Source organism: Mesorhizobium neociceri, assembly GCF_013520985.1.
GTDB classification, from domain to species: Bacteria; Pseudomonadota; Alphaproteobacteria; order Rhizobiales; family Rhizobiaceae; genus Mesorhizobium; species Mesorhizobium neociceri.
Window position 1 is genome coordinate 226768 of sequence record NZ_JACDTY010000002.1, and the last position, 19967, is coordinate 246734.

Below are 19967 nucleotides of genomic sequence, written 5' to 3' on the forward strand. Positions count from 1 at the left end.
TCCTGCATGGTCCTATTCCGCCTCGTCCGCCGATGCGGCGTTGAGCTGGCCGTACTTTTCCTCGCCGATCGAAGCCAGCAGGTCGAGCTGCGTCTCGAGGAAGTCGATGTGACCTTCCTCGTCCGACAGCAATTCCTCGAACAGCTTCATTGTCACGTAGTCGCCTGCTTCTTCACAAATCTCGCGCGAACGCTTGTAAGCGGTGCGCGCGTCATACTCGCCGGCAAGATCGGATTCGAGCACTTCCTTGACGTTCTGGCCAATGCGCAACGGCGCCACGGACTGCAGGTTGGGATGCCCTTCGAGGAAGATGATACGGGCCACCAGCCGGTCGGCATGGTGCATCTCCTCGATCGATTCGGCGCGTTCCTTCTTTGCCAGCTTGGCGTATCCCCAGTCCTCCAGCAGACGGAAATGCACCCAATATTGATTGACGGCGCCGAGCTCCAGAAAAAGGGCCTCGTTAAGCCGCTCGATGATCTGCTTTTCGCCTTTCATGGGTTCTGCTCCCGTATTGGACGCGCAGGCCTCTGACGCGATCCAGATGTGAAACGATGTCCGCGCCGCTCGCCTCCGAGCGGGTGTGGTAATTTTCGGTAACCCGAATGATCGTTTCGACCACATTTGGGAAGCAGCCGCAACAGCGACCGCGCTTTTGCATGGTGTGATAGACCTTCGCCGGCACGATGAGCTGCCAGGGATCCTGATCCAGCAGATCGACGATCGTCTGCTCAATCTCCCTTTCAGTGATGATGTTGCAATGGCAGATCAGCATGGATTGGCTCTGGCTGACGGCGCCTCCTCCGCGCCGTTTGGCTGGTGGTTGGTTGGGGTGCTACTTGAACACCTTGTCCGGTGCGTCGAGGCTGTCGGACCCCTCGAAGGCAATGTTGCTGAGCTTCAGCGCGCCGACGGCGCGTTCGACCGACTTGGTCTGGTCGACCAGCGCATCGATCGCTGCCTGCACGGTGGCGTTGCCTTCGGTGTTGCCCTCGGCGATCTGCTGGTCATAGGCCTCGCCGGCCAAGGCCCGCGCCTTGATCGCCTCCATCTTGGCGACGGTGACGTCGAGCTTGTCGGACAGTTCCTTGTCGATCGCCGGATCGGCTGCCTTGACCATATCGTGCACCGACGGGCCCGAAACGACGGTGCCGTCGAGGCGGGTGTAGGTGGCGAGATAGGCGGCGCGGATGCCGATCGCGTCATAGAGATGCGAGTTGTAGGTGTTGTCGGAGAAACAGTCGTGCTCCTCTTCCGGATCGTGCAGCAACAGGCCGAGCTTCATGCGCTCGCCGGCCAGTTCGCCGTAGGACAGCGAGCCCATGCCGGTGAAGATCACCGAGATGGCGGTGTTCGGCTGGCCGTCGACGAGGTTCTTGCGGGCGGCGCCGTCTTCCTTCCAGTTGCCGACCATCTCCTGCAGGTCGGAGACCAGCAGGTCGCTGGCCGACTTCAGATACTCTGCGCGGCGATCGCAATTGCCGCCGGTGCAGTTCTTCAGGTCATAGTCGGTGTAGGGACGCTCGCCGGCGCCAGGGCCGGTACCATGCAGGTCCTGGCCCCAGAGCAGGAATTCGATGGCGTGATAGCCGGTCGCGACATTGGCTTCGATGCCGCCGGCCTCCTGCAGCGTGCCGGAGAGGAACTCCGGCGACAGCTTCGAGGCGTCGACCTTCTTGCCGTTGATCTCGATTTCCTTGTTGGCGATGACATTGGCGGTGTAGAGCGCGTTGGCATCGGACTCGGCGCCATAGCTCTTGGCGACATAGTCGATCAGGCCTTCGTCCAGCGGCCAGGAGTTCACCTTGCCTTCCCAGTCGTCGACGATCGTGTTGCCGAAGCGATAGACCTCGGTCTGCTGGTAAGGCACGCGCGACGCCTTCCAGGCATCGCGGGCGGCGTTGAGCGTGTCTGCCGACGGATTGGCGAGCAGCGCGTCGACAGCCTTGTCGAGCGCCTGCGCGGTGGTCAGTGAATCCTCATATTTGGCCAGCGCGATGTCGGAATAGGTCTTGATGACCGCCTTGGCATCGGTCTCCGCCGCCTTGGCCGGCAGTATGAAAACCGCCGCCGTCAACATAGCCGTGGCACCGATCGCAGCCAGCCTGCCGCCATATCGTGCTGTCATCATCATTCTCCAGTTCAAAGGGAATTCGGTAAAAGGCGCGCGTGCCAAGCGGTGCCAGGACATAGGCATGCCATAGGACACAACAGATGCCGCGCCGCTGCGCGGCTCACGGAAGAAAGACACCAAATGCCTCCAATCGAACGGGTTCAAGGCCCAAACATCAAAGGAATGCGCTGACGCGCGAGCCTCCATAAAACGATGGCGGGGCCGGAAGTCAACTGGTGAATCCCAGAAAATTCAATTGAAACAACAGTTTAGAATTATTCTAAACTAGGACTATCAACTTTAAATCGTACCGTGCGGGGACCGTCGCGAGACGGGGCGATTGACAGACCACCATTCCGGGTGCGACCCGGACCGGGCCTCTTGCGACGGCGGCAGACAATCGCCATCTGGCGGAACGGCTCACAATCAAAGCATGATGTCTGGACAAGCGGAGTCCGTTTGCCCGAGAAGACCGCTTCGCACTTTTCGGCACCATGCTCTAGATTTGAAACAGGAATTCGGGTTGCGATGAAGAACGGTGTCGTCATTGTCGGTGCGGGTCATGCGGGCGTGCAAGCGTCCGCCAGCCTGCGCGAGGAAGGCTATGACGGACCCGTCGTGCTGATCGGCGACGAAAACGAGCTGCCCTACCACAAGCCGCCGCTGTCGAAGACCTTCATCAAGGATGCCGAGGCAAAACCGCAGCCCTTGCGCGGCGAGGCCTTTTATACCGGCAGCGCCATCGACTTCAGGCCGGGCATTCGAATCGATCGCATCGATCCGGCAGGCCGCAGGCTGGAGATAGCGGGCGGCGGCGCGCTTGCCTTCGACCGGCTGATCCTCGCCACGGGGTCGCGACCGCGGCTTCTGCCGCTTCCGGGCGCTGACCTCCCAGGCGTGCTGTCGCTGCGCTCGATCGCCGATGCGCGGCTGATCCGCGAGCTCAGCGCGCAGAGCGACGATATCGTCATCCTCGGTGGCGGTTTCATCGGGCTGGAGATCGCGGCGACACTTAGAGCGGCCGGCCGCAAAGTTACAGTGGTCGAGGCCGTCGACCGCTTGCTCGGCCGCGCCGTGGCCCCGGTGGTGGCGAGCCATGTCCGCCAGCGGCTGGAAACGATTGGCGTGCGCATCCTCACCGGCACCACCATTGCAAGGCTGGAAGGCGAAAACGGCCATGTCTGCGCTGCCATCACCTCCACCGGCGAAAGGCTGCCAGCGCGCATGATCATCGTCGGCATTGGCGCAGTGCCGAATATCGAACTGGCGCAAGCTGCCGGGCTGACCGTCGCCAATGGCGTCCGTGTCGACCAGCAGATGCGCACGTCAGCGCCGGACATCCTCGCCATCGGCGACGCCGCCTCCTACCGTCACTGGTCGACCGGCGGCGACGTGCGGCTGGAATCGGTGCAGAACGCCACCGACCAGGCGCGGCTTGCCGCGCGCACGATCACCGGCCATGTCGACAGCTATTCGGCCGTGCCTTGGTTCTGGTCGGACATCGGCGATATGAAACTGCAGATGGTCGGGCTGACCTCGGGCGGCGACAGCCATGTCGTGCTGGGCGATCTGGCTGAGAACAAGTTCTCGATCTACCACTATGCCGGGAGCCGGCTGCTCGGCATCGAATCGGTCAACCGGCCTGGCGACCATATGCTCGGCCGAAAAATGCTCGGCGCCGGGTTTTCGCCGACGCCGCAGACGGTTGCTGAGGGACCTGATGGTTTGAAGGCGGCACTGGCCGCGTTCCAGAGTATGGAGCTCGCCAGGGCGAGTGCCTAGGATTGCCAATTTTTGCCATACGCCATAAAATGCCTGTATGAGCACCATGAACATCTCCCTGCCCGAGAGCTTGAAGCATTTTGTCGATCGGCAAGTGACGGATCGCGGCTATGGCACGAGCAGCGAATATGTGCGTGAATTGATCCGCCACGATCAAGATCGTCAACTGCTGCGCGGTTTGCTCCTTGAAGGCGCGTCATCCACGCCAAGCACTCCCGTTGACGATGACTATTTCGCAGCGCTGCGAAAACGAGCGCTAGGCCAATAAGTTAGGTGACCACAAAGGCAATTGTTCCTCGAACACTTGCTTTGCGAGATATCGAGCACTCTGTCGATTATCATGCACGCGAAGTCGGTTCGCACGTGGCGTTGGGCTATGTCGAGGACCTTCAGAATGCGTACAGACTGATCGCCAGCCATCCGGCATCGGGCTCTCTGAGATATGGCTACGAAATTGGATTGCCCGGTCTGCGCAGCGTTCAATTCAAACGCTACCCATACCTAATTTTCTATATCGAACAGAACGACCATATCGATGTGTGGCGGGTTCTGCACGCCAAGATGGACATTCCAGCCTGGCTACAGAATCCAAGCCCCTGACGGCACGTTCTGCGTAGCCGTCAGGAGAAATAAGGCGTTGCCCTTCAGGCGGCGCAGACTTCGCGGATCGAGCTTTCCAGAATGTCGAGCGCCTCGTTCATGACGTTGTCCTGGATGGTGATCGGTGCCAGGAAACGGATGACGTTGCCATAGACGCCGCAGGTCAGCAGGATCAGGCCCTTGTCGAGCGCCTTCAGCCGGATCGCATTGGCGATCTCGGCCGACGGCAGGCCCTTCTTGACGTCGTTGAACTCGACCGCATTCATGAAGCCGAGGCCCCTTATGTCGACAATCTCGGGCACATCGTCACGGATCGACTGCAGCCGCTGCTTCAGTCGCGCGCCAAGTGTATTGGCTCGGTCGCACAGCTTCTCGTCCTCGATGACGTCGAGCACGGCGTGTGCTGCGGCGACACCGATCGGGCTGCCGCCATAGGTGCCGCCGAGCCCGCCGGGGCCGGGCGCGTCCATGATCTCGGCGCGGCCGGTTACCGCCGCCAGCGGGAAGCCGCCCGCCAGGCTCTTGGCCATGGTGGTGATGTCGGCAGCCACCTCGTGGTGATCCATGGCAAACATCTTGCCGGTGCGGGCAAAGCCGGTCTGCACCTCATCGGCGATCAACAGCATGCCGTGCTGGTCGCAGAGCTTGCGCAGCGCCGTCAGGAATTCGCGCGGCGCGTCGTAGAAACCGCCCTCGCCCTGGACCGGCTCGATGATGATGGCAGCGACACGGGCCGGATCGACATCGGCCTTGAACAGTCTGTCGAGTGCGGCAAGTGAATCCGCGACGGAGACGCCATGCAGCGGCACCGGGAACGGCGCATGGTAGACGTCGCCCGGCATGGCGCCGAAGCCGACCTTGTAGGGCACGACCTTGCCGGTCAGCGCCATGCCCATGAAGGTGCGGCCATGGAAGCCGCCGGCAAAGGCGATGACGGCCTGGCGGCCAGTGGCGTTGCGGGCGATCTTGATTGCGTTCTCCACCGCCTCGGCGCCGGTGGTGACGAAAATCGTCTTCTTCTCGAACTTGCCGGGCAGCATAGCGTTCAGCCGTTCGGCCAGCCTGACATAGCTCTCATAGGGCACGACCTGGTGGCAGGTGTGGGTGAAGCGGTCGAGCTGCGCCTTGACCGCCTCGATCACCTTGGGGTGGCGATGGCCGGTGTTGACGACGGCGATGCCCGAGGAGAAATCGATGTAGCGGCGGCCCTCGACGTCCCAGATCTCAGAATTTTCCGCGCGGTCGGCGTAGATCTGCGTCGTCATGCCGACGCCGCGCGAAATCGACTGGTTCTTGCGTTCGGAAATGGCTGCGTTCTTCATTTCGTCCCTCATCGGGCCGACGCCCGTTCTCGTTTGATGAATGCCAAGGCCTCTTCTGACCTTATTTCACGTTTTCCTCAAGTCGGCACCGTCATCAGGCGATTGGGCCTGCGGTCGGTGCGCGGCACTTCGACGGGCCGGTCTTAACAGCCGGCCGATACACGTACGAGACAGGTTTCCTTTTCCTTGGGATCGATTATCCTCCTGACGTCTGTGACAGCTCGCCCCGTCATGAGCGTCCCGGATCGGTGAGGGACCCCATGAGCAGGAACGCGACATCGTCCGCCCCGCAGCCCCGGGCCTCCGGCCTATTTTCGGTTTCCCCGATCCTTTTCGTCTGTGCGATGGCGCCGCTCGTTCTGGCCGGCTGCCAGAAGCAGGAGGCGGCTGCCAAGAAACTGCCGATCATGGTGCGCACCGAGACGGTGGCGATGGCCGACTATGCGCCGAGGACCTCGCTGACCGGCGTGATCGCGGCACGCACGCTGAACAATCTGTCGTTCCGCGTCGGCGGCCGCGTCGCCGAACGGCTTGTCGATGTCGGCCAGCATGTCGACAAGGATGCCGTGCTCGCCCGCATCGATCCGCAGGAACAGGAATCCGATTTGCGCTCGGCGCAGGCCGATCTCGACGCCGCACAAGCGCAACTGACCCAGGCCGCGGCCGCCTTCGAACGGCAAAAGACGCTGCTTGCCCAGGGCTTTACCACCAGGCGCGACTATGATGCGGCCGACCAGGCGCAGAAGGTGGCGCAAGGCAGTGTCGATCAGGCACAAAGCGCGCTCTCCAATGCGAGGGAGAACCTGTCCTTCACCGAGCTGAAGGCCGGTGCCGCCGGCGTCATCACCGCCCGCCAGGTCGAAGCCGGGCAAGTGGTGCAGGCGGCGCAAACCGTCTTCACCGTCGCCGAGGACGGCGACCGCGACGCGGTGTTCAACGTCCAGGAAACGCTGGTCGCCAAGACGGCGCCATCGCCCTCGGTGGCGATCACGCTGTTGGCCGACCCGCAGGTGAAGGCGATAGGCAAGGTGCGCGAAGTCTCGCCGGCGGTCGATCCGGCGTCGGGGTCGGTCCGGGTCAAGGTCGGCATTGCCGACACGCCGACCGGCATGCCGCTCGGCGCCACCGTCATCGGCTCGGTCAACGCCATACCGGCGAAAGCGGTCATCCTGCCCTGGCAGGCGCTGACCTCGATCGAGGGCAAGCCGGCCGTCTGGGTGGTCGATCCCTCGACCAAGGCGGTGGCGACAGCCCTGGTCAATGTGCTGGCCTTCGATTCCGGCGTGGTCGTCGTCGACAAGGGCCTGGAGGCCGGCCAAAGCGTCGTCACCGCCGGTGGCCAGTTGCTCAGCCCGGGACAGACGGTCGAGATTTCGGGAGCCGGACAATGAGATGGCCGCGCATCCTGCTTCTCGTGCCTGCCCTGTTTGCAATAGCAGCGCTCGCTGCCTGCTCGAAATCGGATGAAAAGCCGCCCGAGATCGTCCGGCCGGTGCTGTCGATGGTGATCGAGCCGCAGACAACGCAGACCTTCGGCTTTGCCGGTTCCATCGAGCCGCAGGTCAGCGCCGACCTGGCCTTCCGCCTGCTCGGCCGCGTCGTCTCGCGCGACGTCAAGGTCGGCGATATCGTCAGCAAGGGCACGACGATCGCCACGCTCGACCCGACGGCGCTGGAACTTGCGGTCCAGGCGGCCAAGGCCGAACTCTCCAATGCCGAGGCGCAATTCACCAACGCCGCCGCCAGCGAGGACCGCCAGCGCCAATTGCTTGCCGCCGCCAACACCTCGCAGGCCGTGTTCGACGCGGCGCAACAGGCGAGGCAAGCGGCGGAAGCCGGCGTCGAACGGGCCAAGGCCGCCCTTGCCAAATCGCAGGAGCAGCTCGGTTATGCCAGGCTGTTCTCGGACTTCGACGGCGTCGTCACCGCCACCGGCGCCGAAGTCGGACAGACGGTTTCGGCCGGCCAGACCATTGTCACCGTAGCGCGCTCGGATCTACGCGAAGCGGTCGTCGACATTCCCGACCAACTGACCGGCGACCTCGCCGTCGGCACGCCGTTCGAGGTCATTCTGCAATCGTTGCCGTCCATCCAGACCAAGGCGACTTTGCGCGAGATCGCGCCGCAGGCCGACGCCTCGACGCGCAGCCGCCGAGTCCGGCTGACGCTCACCGATCCGCCGCAAGCCTTCCGGCTCGGCTCGACGGTGACGGCGACACGCGTGGCAAAGGTCTCTCCGACGATCGAGCTGCCGCTGTCGGCGCTGCTGCAGAAGAATGGAAGCGACAAGGTCTGGATCGTCGACGAGCAGACATCGAGCGTCTCGACGCGCGACGTCAAGATCGCTTCGAAGAGCGGCGCCAGCTTCATCGTCGCCGAAGGGCTCGAAGCGGGGATGCGCGTCGTCACCGCCGGTGTCCACAGCCTGGTGGAGGGCCAGAAGGTCAAGATCCCGCAAGGAGGGGCGTCATGAAGGGGTTCAACCTCTCCGACTGGGCGCTCAACCATCGCTCGCTGGTCTGGTACTTCATGCTGGTCTTCGTCGTCGCCGGCATCTTCGCCTACCTTAATCTCGGCCGCGAGGAAGATCCGAACTTCACCATCAAGACCATGGTTATCCAGGCCAACTGGCCGGGCGCCTCAGTCAACGAGACGGTGCGGCAGGTCACCGACCGGATCGAGAAGAAGCTCCAGGAACTCGACAGTCTCGACTTCACCCGCTCGGTCACCACGGCGGGCAAGACCGTCATCTTCGTCAACCTGAAGGACACCACCAAGGCGCGCGATGTCGTGCCGAACTGGACCCAGGTGCGCAACATGGTCAACGACATCTGGGCGCAATTTCCGCAAGGCGTGCAGGGGCCGTTCTTCAACGATCGCTTCGGCGACGTCTACGGCAATATCTACGCCTTTACTTCGGACGGGCTGACGCCTCGCCAGCTGCGCGACTATGTCGAGGACGTCAGGACCGCGATCCTGGCCGTGCCCAACGCCGGCAAGGTCGATCTGGTCGGCGCCCAGGACGAAGCCATCTATCTCGAATTCTCGACCCGCCAGATCGCCGCCCTCGGCCTCAACCAGCAGGCGATCGTGGCGAGCCTGCAGGCGCAGAACGCCATCACCCCGTCAGGCGTCGTCGAATCCGGCCCCGAGCGCGTCAGCGTGCGCGTTGGCGGCCAGTTCACCTCCGAGGAGAGCCTGCGTGGCATCAATCTGCGCGTCAACGACCGCTTCTTCCGGCTGAGCGATGTGGCAACGATCCGGCGCGGCTATGCCGACCCGCCAACGGCCCTGTTCCGCTTCAACGGCCAGGACGCGATCGGGCTTGCCATCGGCATGAAGCCCAACGCCAATCTGCTCGAATTCGGCGCGGCCCTCGAGAAGAAAATGGACGAGGTGCTGGCCGACCTGCCGGTCGGCGTCGGTGTGCATCTTGTCGCCGACCAGCCGGTGATCGTCGAGGAAGCGGTTTCGGGCTTCACCCGGGCGCTGGCCGAGGCGGTCGCCATCGTACTCGCCGTGTCGTTCATCAGCCTCGGCATGCGCGCCGGCTTCGTCGTGGCGCTGTCTATCCCGCTGGTGCTGGCCATCACCTTCACGGTCATGGCCTATCTCGGCATCTCGCTGCAGCGCATTTCGCTGGGCGCGCTGATCATCGCACTCGGGCTGCTGGTCGACGACGCCATGATCGCGGTCGAGATGATGGTGGCGCGGCTGGAGGTCGGCGACAATCTGCGCAAGGCGGCGACCTACGTCTACACCTCGACGGCCTTCCCGATGCTGACCGGCACGCTGGTGACGGTCGCCGGCTTCATACCGATCGGCCTCAACAACAGCGCCGCCGGCGAATATACGTTTACGCTGTTCGTCGTCATCGCGGTCTCGCTTCTGGTGTCATGGATCGTGGCGGTGTTGTTTGCGCCGCTGCTCGGCGTCACCATCCTGCCGGCGACGATGAAGCAAAAGCACGAGCAACCGGGACGCTTCACCAGCCTGTTCCGGCGTGTGCTGGTCGGCTCGGTGCGCCATCACTGGCTGACCATCTTCGTCACGGTCTTGTTGTTTGCCGGCTCGATAGCCGGCTTCGGCCTTGTCCAACAACAGTTCTTTCCGCCGTCTGACCGGCCGGAACTGATCGTCGACTGGAACCTGCCGCAGAACTCGTCGGTGACCGAAACCCGCGACCAGATCGAGCGTTTCGAAGGCCGCGCGCTTGCCGGCAATCCCGACATTGATCATTTCAGCTCTTATATCGGCCAGGGCGCGGTGCGCTTCCTGCTCGCCTTCGACGTGCAGCCGGCCAATCCCTATTTCGGCCAGACCGTCATCGTCACCAAGAGCATCGAGGCACGCAACCGGCTGAAGCCGCAACTGGAGAAACTGCTGCGCGAGGAATTCGTCGGCACCGATGCCTTCGTCAAGCCGCTCGAACTCGGGCCGCCGGTCGGGCGCCCGGTGCAGTACCGCGTCGGCGGACCAGACATCCAAAAGGTGCGCGACCTGGCGCAGCAATTTTCCGGCCTGATTGCGGTTAATCCGAAGCTGGCGGCGCCGACCTTCGACTGGAACGAACCGCAACGTGTGCTTCGGGTCGACGTGCTGCAGGACAAGGCGCGCCAGCTCGGCATCACCTCCTCCGACATCGCCAGCGCACTGAACAGCACGGTCGGCGGCGCCACCATTACCCAGGTTCGCGACGCCACCTACCTGATCAACGTCATCGCCCGCTCACGCGAGGCCGAACGCGGCTCGATCGGCACGCTGCAGAACTTGCAGCTGCCGACCGCGAACGGCGAGGCGATCCCGCTCGCGGCGGTCGCCAACTTCCGCTACGACCTCGAGCAGCCGACAGTATGGCGGCGCAATCGCATCCCGACGATCACCGTGCGCGCCGGCCTGGTTGGCGACGTGCTGCCGGCAACCGTCGTCAACGAGCTGAAGCCGTCGGTCGACGCCTTCATCGCCAAGTTGCCGCCGGGCTATTCGGTCGCCACCGCCGGCTCTGTCGAGGAAAGCGCCAAAAGCCAGGGACCGATCGCCGCCGTCGTGCCGTTGATGCTGTTCGTGATGGCGACCATCCTGATGATCCAGCTGCAGAGCTTCCAGCGCCTGTTCCTGGTGGTGGCGGTGGCGCCGCTCGGCCTGATTGGCGTCGTCGCGGCCCTGGTGCCCAGCGGCGCGCCGCTCGGCTTCGTCGCCATTCTCGGCGTGCTGGCGCTGATCGGCATCCTGATCCGCAATTCGGTCATCCTGATCGTGCAGATCGAGGATCTGGTCGCCGAGGGCAAGGACCGCTGGGCGGCGGTGATCGAGGCGACAGAGCACCGCATGCGGCCGATCGCGCTGACGGCTGCTGCCGCCAGCCTGGCGCTGATCCCGATCGCGCGCGAAGTGTTCTGGGGGCCGATGGCCTACGCCATGATGGGCGGCATCATCGCCGGCACGGCGATCACGCTGCTGTTTCTGCCGGCGCTTTACGTGACATGGTTCCGGATCAAGGAGCCGAAGGACAGGGATGGGACGTCCATTTTGGGGAGTGGCGAAACAGTGGAGAGGCCGACTTAGGACGTTGCCGGGTCATTCGTTGTCGTTGAAGGCTACCGGCCGCGACTTGGCGCGCTGCCACGGTGACGATTTCGAGTTGCGCCAAGCATGCCAGCCTTCCGGTAAGTCGGCTAATTCCTGGATGCTTTCGTCCTGCTGAACCACCTCTTGCAAGCCCACCAGCATTACGTCGCGTTCATCCCAATCCCGATTGTCGCTGCTGTAGAACAGCCAACTACCGTCGTCATCCTCATGCGAAACGTAAGCGACCCAATCGCCGCTTGAAAATATACTTCGATCAGAAATCACAGCGACATTGGGTGGGTCTTCGAACTTCCATTCATCCATGGGATTCCCCTTAAACCAACGGTTCTGCGTGCAGTGAGAGGGAAATTCTAGTAAACGCAGACGGTTCGCACAAACCCGACGCGGGGTCCGGCGTAGGCTTTGCTGGATCAGTCGTTGTCGTTGAAGCCCACAGGCCGCGACTTGGCGCGCTGCCATGGCGACGATTTTGAGCTGCGCCAGGCGTGCCAGCCTTCCGGTAGGTCGGCCAATTCCAGGATGCTCTCATCTCGCTGAACCACATTCTGCAGGCTGACGATCATTATGTCGCCCTCTTCGACTGGTCCGGACTCGTTGTTGTGAAATTGCCAGCTGCCGTCGTCATCGTCATGAGACACATATGCGATCCAATCATCCCGACGGAAGATGCCCCTATCAACGAACACCGCGACATTGGGCGGATCTGAAAACTTCCACTCGCCCATGACATTCCCCCAAAACAGTCCAAACGAATTCAAGCCGTCCGCACAAACCCCTCGCTCGCCCTCAACAGATTGCGCGTGTAATCCTTCTCCACGCGGTGTCCGATCAGCTGGCTCGCGGTGAGATTTTCCACCGCTTCGCCATTCTGCATCACCATCAGCCGTTCGCACATGTGGGTGATGATGGCGAGGTCGTGGCTGACCATCAGGAAGGTCAGCTTGCGCCGCCGCCGGACCTCTTCGAGCAGATTGAGCACTTCGGCCTGCACCGAGGCATCGAGCGCCGAGGTCGGCTCGTCGAGCAGCAGGATTGACGGCTCGAGGATCAACGCCCGGGCAATCGCCACGCGCTGGCGCTGGCCGCCGGACAATTGATGTGCGTAGCGGAAACGGAAGCCGTTGCCGAGACCGACCTCGTCCAGCGCGCGCTGGATGCGCTGTTCGCCGTCGGCAAAGCCGTGGATGGCGAGCGGCTCCTGCAGCAGGCGGTCGACTGTCTGGCGCGGATGCAGCGACCCATAGGGATCCTGGAAGACCATCTGCACCTCGCGGTAGAAGGCCTTGTCGCGGCGCGCGCCCAATGTCTTGCCGTTGACGGTGATGCTGCCGGATTTGGCCGGCACCAGGCCGGCAATGGCTTTCAGCAGCGTCGACTTGCCGGAGCCGCTCTCGCCGACCAGGCCGAAGGATTCGCCGGACTTCACCTCGAGACTGACACCCTTCAGCGCGCGAAAGCGGTCGAACGCCACCTCCAGCCCGTCGATGGAAATGGCTGGCGTCATGCCGCCCACTCCGGCTTGCGGTCGAGCACCGGCAGCGGGTGGCGCTCGTAGCCGATCCTGGGCATGCAGTTGAGCAGGCCGCGTGTGTAGGGATGCTGGGCGTCGCGCAGTTCCGAGGCCTTGAGCTGCTCGACCACCTTGCCGGCATACATGACGATGACGCGGTCGCAGAAGGAGGCGACCAGGCGCAGATCGTGCGAGATGAAGATCAGGCCCATGCCGCGCTCGCTGACCAGCCGGTCGAGAATGCCCAGCACATCGAGCTGCACGGTAACGTCGAGTGCCGAGGTCGGCTCGTCGGCGATCATCAGCTCCGGGCCGGCGATCAGCATCATGGCGATCATGGCGCGCTGGCCCATGCCGCCGGAGACCTCATGCGGATGCAGGTCGAAGACGCGGGCGGGGTCGCGGATCTGCACCGCTTCCAGCATGGCCAGCGCCCGCTCGCGCGCCTCGGCCTTGGAGACCTTCTCATGGGTGCGCAGCGTCTCGACGATCTGGCGGCCGATGCTCATCACCGGATCGAGCGAATATTTCGGATCCTGCAGGATCATGGCGATGCGTTTGCCGCGCAGCGCCCGGCGCTGCCGGGCCGGCATGGCCAGAAGGTCGATGCCGTCGAGGGCAAGCTTCTTCGCCGACACTCGGGCCTGTGGCGGCGTCAGCCCCATGATGGCGCGGCCGGTCTGCGACTTGCCGGAGCCGCTTTCGCCGACAATGCCCAGACGCTCACGGCCAAGCGAGAAAGAGACGCCGCGCACCGCCTGGATCAGGCCGGTGCGGGTGGGGAAATCGACGCGCAGATCGTCGACATCGAGAAGGGTGCCGCTCATTGGTCGCCACTCCGTGGGTCCAATGCGTCGCGCAGACCGTCGCCGAGCAGGTTGAAGCCGAGGCTGACGATGAGGATGGCGAAGCCCGGCGCGCCGGCCACCCACCATTGATCGAGCACGAAGCGGCGACCCGATGCGATCATCGTGCCCCATTCCGGCAGCGGCGGCTGCGCACCGAGGCCGAGGAAGCCGAGGCCGGCGGCGGTCAGGATGATGCCGGCCATGTCGAGCGTCACCCGGATGATCAGCGAGGAGATGCAGAGCGGCATGATGTGGCGCAGCACGATGCGGAACGGCGAGGCGCCCATCAATTGCACCGCCTTGATGTAATCGGAGTTGCGCACGGTCATCGTTTCGGCGCGGGCAATTCGGGCGTAAGGCGGCCAGGAGGTGATGGCGATGGCGAGCACCGCATTCTCGATGCCGGGTCCAAGCGCTGCGACAAAGGCCAGCGCCAGGATCAGCTTGGGGAAGGCGAGGAAGATATCGGTGATGCGCATCAGAATGGCATCGGTCCAGCCGCCGGCATAGCCGGCGACGGTGCCGACCAAAAGGCCGATGGGGGCTGCGATGACGGCGACGAGAATGACGACATAAAGCGTCCAGCGCGAGCCAAAAAGAATGCGCGAATAGATATCGCGGCCGAGATCGTCGGTGCCGAACCAGTGCGCGGCACTTGGCGCCAAAAGCCGCGCATTCTTCAGGTCGCCGATGGTCGGCGAATAGGGCGCCAGCACATCGGCGAAGGCGGCCACCACCAGCAGCGCGATGATGATGAGCAGGCCGAGAAATGCCAGCCGGTTGGCAGAGAAGCGCCGCCAGGCGACATAGGCACGGCCGAGCCTTGCCTGCATGCGCGAGGCCGGCCGATCGCTGAGCAGCCAGTCTCGTCTGGAGAGAGGGCGGGCGTCGGAGGCGGTCATGACGGTGCCTCTTGAAGCCGTCGACCCCCACTCCGGTCTGCTTCGCAGACCACCTCTCCCCCGTTCGACGGGGGAGAGGAAAGGCGCCAAGCGTGCGACCGGGTTTTCCTCTCCCCCGGGCAGGGGGAGAGGTGGCCCGAAGGGCCGGAGTGGGGGTGATTGGCCGCAACCGAGCCCGAAAGTAGGATAGCTCTGCTCATCGAACCTTCGTCCTCGGATCGAGCACGCGGTAGAGCAGGTCGGACAGAAGATTGATGCCGATGAACACCGAGCCGATGACGATGGTGCCGCCAAGCACGGCGTTCATGTCGGCATTCTGCAGCGAATTCGTGATGTAGAGGCCGATGCCGGGCCAGGAGAACACGGTCTCGGTCAGCACCGAACCTTCGAGCAGCCCGGCATAAGAAAGCGCGATCACCGTGACCATCGGCACCGCCGCGTTGCGCAGCGCATGACCCCAGATGATGCGTGTTTCCGACAGGCCCTTGGCGCGCGCGGCGACGATGTACTCCTGCGACAGCTCGTTCAGCATGAAGGAGCGCGTCATCCGGCTGATGTAAGCCAGCGAGAAATAGCCGAGCAATCCTGCCGGCAGGATGATGTGGCGGTAGGCGTCGTAAAAGACATCCCATTGCCCCTGCATTGCGGCATCGAGAAGGTAGAAGCCGGTGATCGGCGTGAAGGTGTACTCGTAGACGACATCGAGCCGCGCCGGGAAAGCCACCCATTGCAGTTTGGCGTAGAACAGCACGAGTCCCAAAAGTCCGATCCAGAAGATCGGCACCGAATAGCCGATCAGGCCAATGACACGCACTATCTGATCGATGACGCTGCCGCGTTTAACCGCAGCCAGCACGCCGAGCGGCACGCCGATGACCGAGCCGATCAGAGTGCCCAAAGTCGCGAGTTCGATGGTTGCCGGAAAGGCACGACGGATGTCGGTCATGACCGGATTGGTGGTCAGCACCGAAGTGCCGAAATTCCCATTCAGGGCATTCTTCACGTAGATATAGAATTGCTCGATGAGCGGCAGGTCGAGCCCCATCTCGCGGCGCGTGCGCTCGACGACATTGAGAGGCGCCCTGTCACCCAGCACAGCCAGCACCGGGTCGATCGGGATGACGCGGCCGATGAAGAAGGTCACCGCGAGCAGGCCAAGATAGGTCGTGATCGCGATGACCAGGAAGCGGCCGATCGCCGATGCAATAGCGACGGCGCGGGCGCTGCCGCGCCCGCTTTGGTTTTCAATCGCGCTCATACGGCGCGCCCGTGGGCATTACTCTTTCGAGACCGGGCCGACGAAGTTGCTATCGAAGCTCGGGCCGAGCGCGAAGCCCTTGAGGTTCTTGCGCAGGCCGGCCACTTCGAGCTGCTGGTGAATGATCACGAAGGGGCTGGTGTCGAGGATCTTCTGCTGCAGATCCTTGTACATGTCGGCGCGTTTGCCGGAATCCTTCTCGAGCAGAGCCGCTTCCGTTTCCTTGGTCAGCTCCGGAATGTCCCAGGAGTTGCGCCAGGCGAGCGTGTGCGACTTGCCGGCATCCGAATTGTCGGGGTTCGAGGCAAAGGTCTGGGCATTGGAATTCGGATCGAAATAATCCTGGCCCCAATTGCCGATATAGATGTCGTGATTGCGGGCGCGATATTTGGTCAGCGTCTGCTTGCCGTCGCCAGGAATAATCTCCAGCTTGATGCCGGCCTGACCCAACGTCTGCTGGATGGATTCCGCCATGCCCGTCGTCGGTTGGCCGGTGCGTACGTCCATGGTCACGCTGAAGCCATCGGGAAGACCGGCCTTGGCCAGCAATTCCTTGGCCTTGGCGACGTCGAGCTTGAAGGGATTGTCGTCCACGGCGCCGAGGTCACCCTTGGGCAGGAAGGACTGGTGGATCTCGCCAATACCCTTGAGGATGGTCGTGCTCAGCGCATCGTAGTCGACCAGATATTTGAACGCCTGGCGTACCTCGGGCTTGGCCAGGTTCGGGTTCTTCTGGTTGAGGCTGATGTAGTAGACCGTCCCCTTCGGCGCAGCGGTGGTCGTTATATCGGCGTTCTTGGCGATGGCGTCGAGATCGTTCGGCTCGAGATTACGGGCAACGTCGATGTCGCCAGCCTCAAGCGCCAGGCGCTGGGCCGAGCTTTCCTTCATGTTGCGGTAGATGACGCGGGCAAGCTTGGCTTTCTCGCCAAAGTAATTGTCGTTGCGCTCCATAACGACGACCTCGTTGGCCCGCCACTCGCGCAGCTTGTAGACGCCGGAGCCGGCATAGCCGGTCTTCAGCCAGGCGTTGCCGAAATCATTGTCATATTTGTAGTCGGCGCTGGGCGTCACCGCAGAGACATGTTCCTTGACCAATTTGGCGTCGACCACGGAAGCAACCGTTGCCGAGAGGCAGTTCAAGACGAAGCTCGGCGCGTAGGCCTTGTCGACGGTGAATTGGAAGGTCGCATCGTCGACCGCCTTGGCCTTGTCGGTGACGTTGTCGCCGCTGATGCCGAACTGGCCGATGATGAAGGCCGGGCTCTTGTCCAGCTTGACGGCGCGCTCGAAGGAATAAGCGACATCGGCCGCCGTGATCGGATTGCCGGAGGCGAATTTCAGGCCGGGCTTGAGCTTGAACGTGTAGACCAGGCCATCGTCGGAGACGGTCCAGCTTTCGGCGAGATCGCCCTTGACCTTGGAGGTGTCGCTGAGATCGAGGCGGACCAGCAAATCATAGGTGTTGCCGGTGACCTCGGCGGTCGACAGTTCGAACGCCTCGCCCGGATCCATGGAGATGATGTCGTCGATGGCAAAACCTTCGACCAGCGTGTCGGCGGGCGTCACGGCAAAGGCCGGCGCTACGAGCAAGGCCGACAACGCCGCGCCCGCGAGCAAGGCGCGAGAGCGTAGAGCAAACTTTTCCAGCATCATGGTGATTGTTCCCTGTTTTGTTGATTGTTGACCCCGAGTTCCCGGCTCAGGGCTGCAGCGCTCCTTTTCGCGGTCGTGGGACGATCGTTCGACCCCTTACCGTGTTGGTTTTTGTCCAGTTGGTCAACACCCTATCCGGCAGCCCTCCAACCGGCAACGGGCATTTATGAGCCGGCATATTGGAGCGGAATGAGCGACGGTCGTCGAAGCATGGCCGGCCAATTGCAGCCACGACGGGGAACAATCTGCCGTTGTCAGTGCTACTTGATCGCGGCGACCAGATCGGCGTCGGGAAAGCAGGTGGCGGCGCGGCCGTTTTTGGCCTGCCAGTCGCCGATCGAGCGGCGGGTCTTGAAGCCGGGCAGGCCGTCGGCGCTGCCGACGTCGTAGCCCTTGGCTTCCAGCACCCGCTGCAAGGCGGCGATGTCGGAGCGGTGCAGCCCGCCGACCGGACCCCAACTGCCGGCGAAGTCAGCGTCGCCATGGGCGATGCGGTCGGCGCCATGGCCGATGAACAGGGCATAGAGGTCGCTGGTGTTGTATTGCTTCAACACATAAAAATTGGGCGTGGCGATGAAGGCCGGGCCGCTGCGCCCGGCCGGCATCAAGAGAAAACCTTCCGCCTTCAGTTCGCTGGCCGGAAAGGCTTTGCCGCCGACACGGCTGATGCCCATCGCCGCCCAGGCTGAGATCTTCTTGCCCTGGTCGGGGCCCTCGAGCGAACAGGAGACGGTTTGCGGCACCGTCACCTCAAAACCCCAGCCGCGCCCCTTCACCCAGCCATAATGGAGGAGATAGTTGGCGATCGAGGCCAGCACGTCCGGGGTCGAATTCCAGATGTCGGGGCGTCCATCACCATCGAAATCGACGGCATGCTTCAGGAACGATGTCGGCATGAATTGCGGCTGGCCGAGCGCGCCGGCCCAGGACGATTTCATGGCGCCGACCGGCGCCAGCCCACGCTCGACGATTTCGAGCGCCGCCAACACTTCGGTGCGGAAGAAGTCCTTCTTGGTCGACATGAACGCTTTGGTGCCGAGCACCTCGAAAGCATCGTAGGGCATCTTCGCAGCGCCGAAGCCTGTCTCGCGACCCCAGATCGCCAGCAGCACCTCACCCGGCACGCCGTAGCGTTTCTCGATGGCCGCCAGCGTCCTGGCGTTGGCCGCCTCGCGCGTGCGCCCGCCTGATGTGACGGCGCGCACCGTCTTTTCGGCGAAATAGGCGCCGGGGGAGCCGAACTCGGCCTGATGCTGCTTTTGCGGGGTTTTGGGCTTTTCGCCAGGCAGGACGAGGTCGGGCAATTTGAGGTTCGGCTTCACGCCATTGAACGCGGCGTCGAAGGTGGATTTGGAGATGCCTTTGGCCTGGGCTTCGGGCCAAAGGTCGGTCTGCAGCCAGGCGCGGAATTGGTCGTCGATTTTGGCGGCGGAGGCGGGAGTGATGGGGAGGCTGATCAGTGCGATCAGAAGGAGTGCAAAACCGAATATGCGAAGGTTGCGTTCTGTCGCGCCCCCCTCTGTCCTGCCGGACATCTCCCCCTCAAGGGGGGAGATTGGCTGTCGGCTCGGGTTTCGCCAACTGCCAACGTTGAAAAGAGAATGCCGTCCGTGAAATTGCTGATCTCCCCCCTTGAGGGGGAGATGTCCGGCAGGACAGAGGGGGGCGGTGCGGAGTGACAACCTTCGAAGGGACGTAGCAATCATGTTGCACACCCTCCCCGCCAATTGCGTCAAAACGCCGTCCGCGAGCGCAGCGCGGCGGCGAGCGTTCCCTCATCGAGATAATCAAGCTCGCCACCGACCGGCACGCCGTGCGCGAGCCTGGTCACCTTGACTTCGAAACCCGAGAGCTGGTCGGTCAGGTAATGCGCAGTCGTCTGGCCCTCGACGGTGGCATTCACGGCGAGGATCACTTCCTTGACCTCGCCGCCTGCGACGCGGTCGACCAGCGAGCGGATGTTGAGTTGTTCAGGACCGATGCCGTCGAGCGGCGACAGCGTGCCGCCGAGCACGTGGTAGCGCACGTTCATCGCCGCGGCCCGCTCCAGCGCCCAGAGATCAGAGACATCCTCGACGACGATCAGGGTGGAGGCGTCGCGGCGCGGATCGGTGCAGATCATGCAGGGGTCGGACGTATCGACATTGCCGCAGGTCGTGCAGATGCGCACCTTGTCCGCCGCCTCGCCCATCGCGGCGGCGAGCGGCGACAAAAGCTGCTCCTTCTTCTTGATCAGATGGAGTGCCGCGCGCCTGGCCGAACGCGGGCCGAGCCCCGGCACCTTGGCCAGGAGCTGGATCAGGCGTTCGATCTCGGGACCGGCGATTCGCTTGGACATCGCACTGATCTAGAGCAATTCCAGGAAAAGTGCGAAGCGGTTTTCCGTC

At 63.2% G+C, this 19967-nt stretch carries 19 protein-coding genes; 6 read left to right on the plus strand and 13 right to left on the minus strand.

Features of this window, described 5'->3' with window-relative positions; translation table 11 throughout:
• Window positions 1-12: 12 nt before the first annotated feature.
• From bfr to H0241_RS05185, 3 genes are read right to left on the minus strand one after another with little or no spacing between them, the layout of a single operon-like run.
• On the minus strand, window positions 13-498 hold the full coding sequence (bfr, locus tag H0241_RS05175) for a bacterioferritin (RefSeq protein WP_181056334.1): 486 nt from the start codon (window positions 496-498) through the stop codon (window positions 13-15).
• Entirely contained in the window at window positions 464-775 is a 312-nt protein-coding gene (locus H0241_RS05180; RefSeq protein ID WP_181056335.1) for a (2Fe-2S)-binding protein, read from the minus strand. Before H0241_RS05180 ends, bfr begins: the two co-directional genes overlap by 35 nt.
• Window positions 776-835: 60 nt before the next feature.
• The gene (locus H0241_RS05185; protein ID WP_181056336.1) at window positions 836-2128 is read right to left on the minus strand and encodes an imelysin family protein; all 1293 of its coding nucleotides are present in this window, start codon (window positions 2126-2128) and stop codon (window positions 836-838) included.
• 513 nt (window positions 2129-2641) lie between these two features.
• On the opposite strand from H0241_RS05185, the gene H0241_RS05190 reads away from it, so the two are divergent.
• The 3 genes from H0241_RS05190 to H0241_RS05200 are packed head-to-tail and all read left to right on the plus strand — an operon-like array spanning window position 2642 to window position 4495.
• The gene (locus tag H0241_RS05190) at window positions 2642-3895 is read left to right on the plus strand and encodes an NAD(P)/FAD-dependent oxidoreductase (RefSeq protein WP_181056337.1); all 1254 of its coding nucleotides are present in this window, start codon (window positions 2642-2644) and stop codon (window positions 3893-3895) included.
• Window positions 3896-3932: 37 nt separating this feature from the next.
• Complete coding sequence (locus H0241_RS05195; protein ID WP_181056338.1) at window positions 3933-4163, plus strand: type II toxin-antitoxin system ParD family antitoxin; 231 nt, start codon at window positions 3933-3935, stop codon at window positions 4161-4163.
• Between the two features lie 5 nt (window positions 4164-4168).
• Window positions 4169-4495 carry a type II toxin-antitoxin system RelE/ParE family toxin gene (locus H0241_RS05200; protein WP_181056339.1) on the plus strand — a complete coding sequence of 109 codons (327 nt, stop codon included), beginning with the start codon at window positions 4169-4171 and terminating at the stop codon, window positions 4493-4495.
• Window positions 4496-4539: 44 nt separating this feature from the next.
• Here the strand turns inward: H0241_RS05200 and H0241_RS05205 are convergent, their stop codons facing one another.
• A complete protein-coding gene (locus H0241_RS05205) occupies window positions 4540-5817 on the minus strand; it encodes a 4-aminobutyrate--2-oxoglutarate transaminase (protein WP_181056340.1) in 1278 nt (425 codons plus the stop codon).
• Between the two features lie 344 nt (window positions 5818-6161).
• Here H0241_RS05205 and H0241_RS05210 point away from each other — a divergent pair, with 344 nt between their 5' ends.
• Genes H0241_RS05210 through H0241_RS05220 form a run of 3 tightly spaced genes read left to right on the plus strand, consistent with a single transcriptional unit; the run spans window position 6162 to window position 11382 of the window.
• On the plus strand, window positions 6162-7208 hold the full coding sequence (locus H0241_RS05210) for an efflux RND transporter periplasmic adaptor subunit (protein WP_407941728.1): 1047 nt from the start codon (window positions 6162-6164) through the stop codon (window positions 7206-7208).
• Complete coding sequence (locus tag H0241_RS05215; RefSeq protein ID WP_181056342.1) at window positions 7205-8290, plus strand: efflux RND transporter periplasmic adaptor subunit; 1086 nt, start codon at window positions 7205-7207, stop codon at window positions 8288-8290. The genes H0241_RS05210 and H0241_RS05215 overlap by 4 nt, the downstream gene beginning before the upstream one ends.
• Window positions 8287-11382, plus strand: a complete 3096-nt coding sequence (locus H0241_RS05220) for an efflux RND transporter permease subunit (RefSeq protein WP_181056343.1) — start codon at window positions 8287-8289, stop codon at window positions 11380-11382. Before H0241_RS05215 ends, H0241_RS05220 begins: the two co-directional genes overlap by 4 nt.
• Window positions 11383-11394: 12 nt before the next feature.
• Here the strand turns inward: H0241_RS05220 and H0241_RS05225 are convergent, their stop codons facing one another.
• From H0241_RS05225 to recR, 9 genes are all read right to left on the minus strand, one after another.
• A complete protein-coding gene (locus tag H0241_RS05225; protein ID WP_181056344.1) occupies window positions 11395-11709 on the minus strand; it encodes a hypothetical protein in 315 nt (104 codons plus the stop codon).
• A 107-nt stretch (window positions 11710-11816) separates the two neighbouring features.
• The gene (locus H0241_RS05230; RefSeq protein ID WP_181056345.1) at window positions 11817-12131 is read right to left on the minus strand and encodes a hypothetical protein; all 315 of its coding nucleotides are present in this window, start codon (window positions 12129-12131) and stop codon (window positions 11817-11819) included.
• A 29-nt stretch (window positions 12132-12160) separates the two neighbouring features.
• Window positions 12161-12910, minus strand: a complete 750-nt coding sequence (locus tag H0241_RS05235; RefSeq protein WP_181056346.1) for an ABC transporter ATP-binding protein — start codon at window positions 12908-12910, stop codon at window positions 12161-12163.
• Window positions 12907-13743, minus strand: coding sequence for an ABC transporter ATP-binding protein (locus H0241_RS05240; protein WP_181056347.1), 837 nt, complete (start codon window positions 13741-13743; stop codon window positions 12907-12909). The genes H0241_RS05235 and H0241_RS05240 overlap by 4 nt, the downstream gene beginning before the upstream one ends.
• Window positions 13740-14666, minus strand: a complete 927-nt coding sequence (gene nikC / locus H0241_RS05245) for a nickel transporter permease (RefSeq protein ID WP_181056348.1) — start codon at window positions 14664-14666, stop codon at window positions 13740-13742. The genes H0241_RS05240 and nikC overlap by 4 nt, the downstream gene beginning before the upstream one ends.
• A gap of 196 nt (window positions 14667-14862) precedes the next feature.
• Entirely contained in the window at window positions 14863-15924 is a 1062-nt protein-coding gene (locus H0241_RS05250; protein WP_181056349.1) for an ABC transporter permease, read from the minus strand.
• An 18-nt stretch (window positions 15925-15942) separates the two neighbouring features.
• Window positions 15943-17580, minus strand: a complete 1638-nt coding sequence (locus H0241_RS05255; RefSeq protein WP_181056350.1) for an ABC transporter substrate-binding protein — start codon at window positions 17578-17580, stop codon at window positions 15943-15945.
• Between the two features lie 260 nt (window positions 17581-17840).
• Window positions 17841-19115, minus strand: a complete 1275-nt coding sequence (locus H0241_RS05260) for a lytic murein transglycosylase (protein WP_181056351.1) — start codon at window positions 19113-19115, stop codon at window positions 17841-17843.
• A gap of 197 nt (window positions 19116-19312) precedes the next feature.
• On the minus strand, window positions 19313-19918 hold the full coding sequence (recR, locus tag H0241_RS05265) for a recombination mediator RecR (protein ID WP_181056352.1): 606 nt from the start codon (window positions 19916-19918) through the stop codon (window positions 19313-19315).
• Between the last annotated feature and the right edge of the window lie 49 nt (window positions 19919-19967).

Coding starts and splice junctions, on each gene's coding strand:
- H0241_RS05205 (WP_181056340.1), bottom strand. CDS start 5,817: ATGAAGAACGCAGCCATTTCCGAACGCAAGAACCAGTCGATTTCGCGC.
- H0241_RS05235 (WP_181056346.1), bottom strand. CDS start 12,910: ATGACGCCAGCCATTTCCATCGACGGGCTGGAGGTGGCGTTCGACCGC.
- H0241_RS05250 (WP_181056349.1), bottom strand. CDS start 15,924: ATGAGCGCGATTGAAAACCAAAGCGGGCGCGGCAGCGCCCGCGCCGTC.
- H0241_RS05230 (WP_181056345.1), bottom strand. CDS start 12,131: ATGGGCGAGTGGAAGTTTTCAGATCCGCCCAATGTCGCGGTGTTCGTT.
- H0241_RS05255 (WP_181056350.1), bottom strand. CDS start 17,580: ATGATGCTGGAAAAGTTTGCTCTACGCTCTCGCGCCTTGCTCGCGGGC.
- H0241_RS05190 (WP_181056337.1), top strand. CDS start 2,642: ATGAAGAACGGTGTCGTCATTGTCGGTGCGGGTCATGCGGGCGTGCAA.
- H0241_RS05185 (WP_181056336.1), bottom strand. CDS start 2,128: ATGACAGCACGATATGGCGGCAGGCTGGCTGCGATCGGTGCCACGGCT.
- H0241_RS05195 (WP_181056338.1), top strand. CDS start 3,933: ATGAGCACCATGAACATCTCCCTGCCCGAGAGCTTGAAGCATTTTGTC.
- H0241_RS05260 (WP_181056351.1), bottom strand. CDS start 19,115: ATGTCCGGCAGGACAGAGGGGGGCGCGACAGAACGCAACCTTCGCATA.
- nikC (WP_181056348.1), bottom strand. CDS start 14,666: ATGACCGCCTCCGACGCCCGCCCTCTCTCCAGACGAGACTGGCTGCTC.
- H0241_RS05240 (WP_181056347.1), bottom strand. CDS start 13,743: ATGAGCGGCACCCTTCTCGATGTCGACGATCTGCGCGTCGATTTCCCC.
- H0241_RS05215 (WP_181056342.1), top strand. CDS start 7,205: ATGAGATGGCCGCGCATCCTGCTTCTCGTGCCTGCCCTGTTTGCAATA.
- recR (WP_181056352.1), bottom strand. CDS start 19,918: ATGTCCAAGCGAATCGCCGGTCCCGAGATCGAACGCCTGATCCAGCTC.
- H0241_RS05210 (WP_407941728.1), top strand. CDS start 6,162: ATGGCGCCGCTCGTTCTGGCCGGCTGCCAGAAGCAGGAGGCGGCTGCC.
- bfr (WP_181056334.1), bottom strand. CDS start 498: ATGAAAGGCGAAAAGCAGATCATCGAGCGGCTTAACGAGGCCCTTTTT.
- H0241_RS05220 (WP_181056343.1), top strand. CDS start 8,287: ATGAAGGGGTTCAACCTCTCCGACTGGGCGCTCAACCATCGCTCGCTG.
- H0241_RS05180 (WP_181056335.1), bottom strand. CDS start 775: ATGCTGATCTGCCATTGCAACATCATCACTGAAAGGGAGATTGAGCAG.
- H0241_RS05225 (WP_181056344.1), bottom strand. CDS start 11,709: ATGGATGAATGGAAGTTCGAAGACCCACCCAATGTCGCTGTGATTTCT.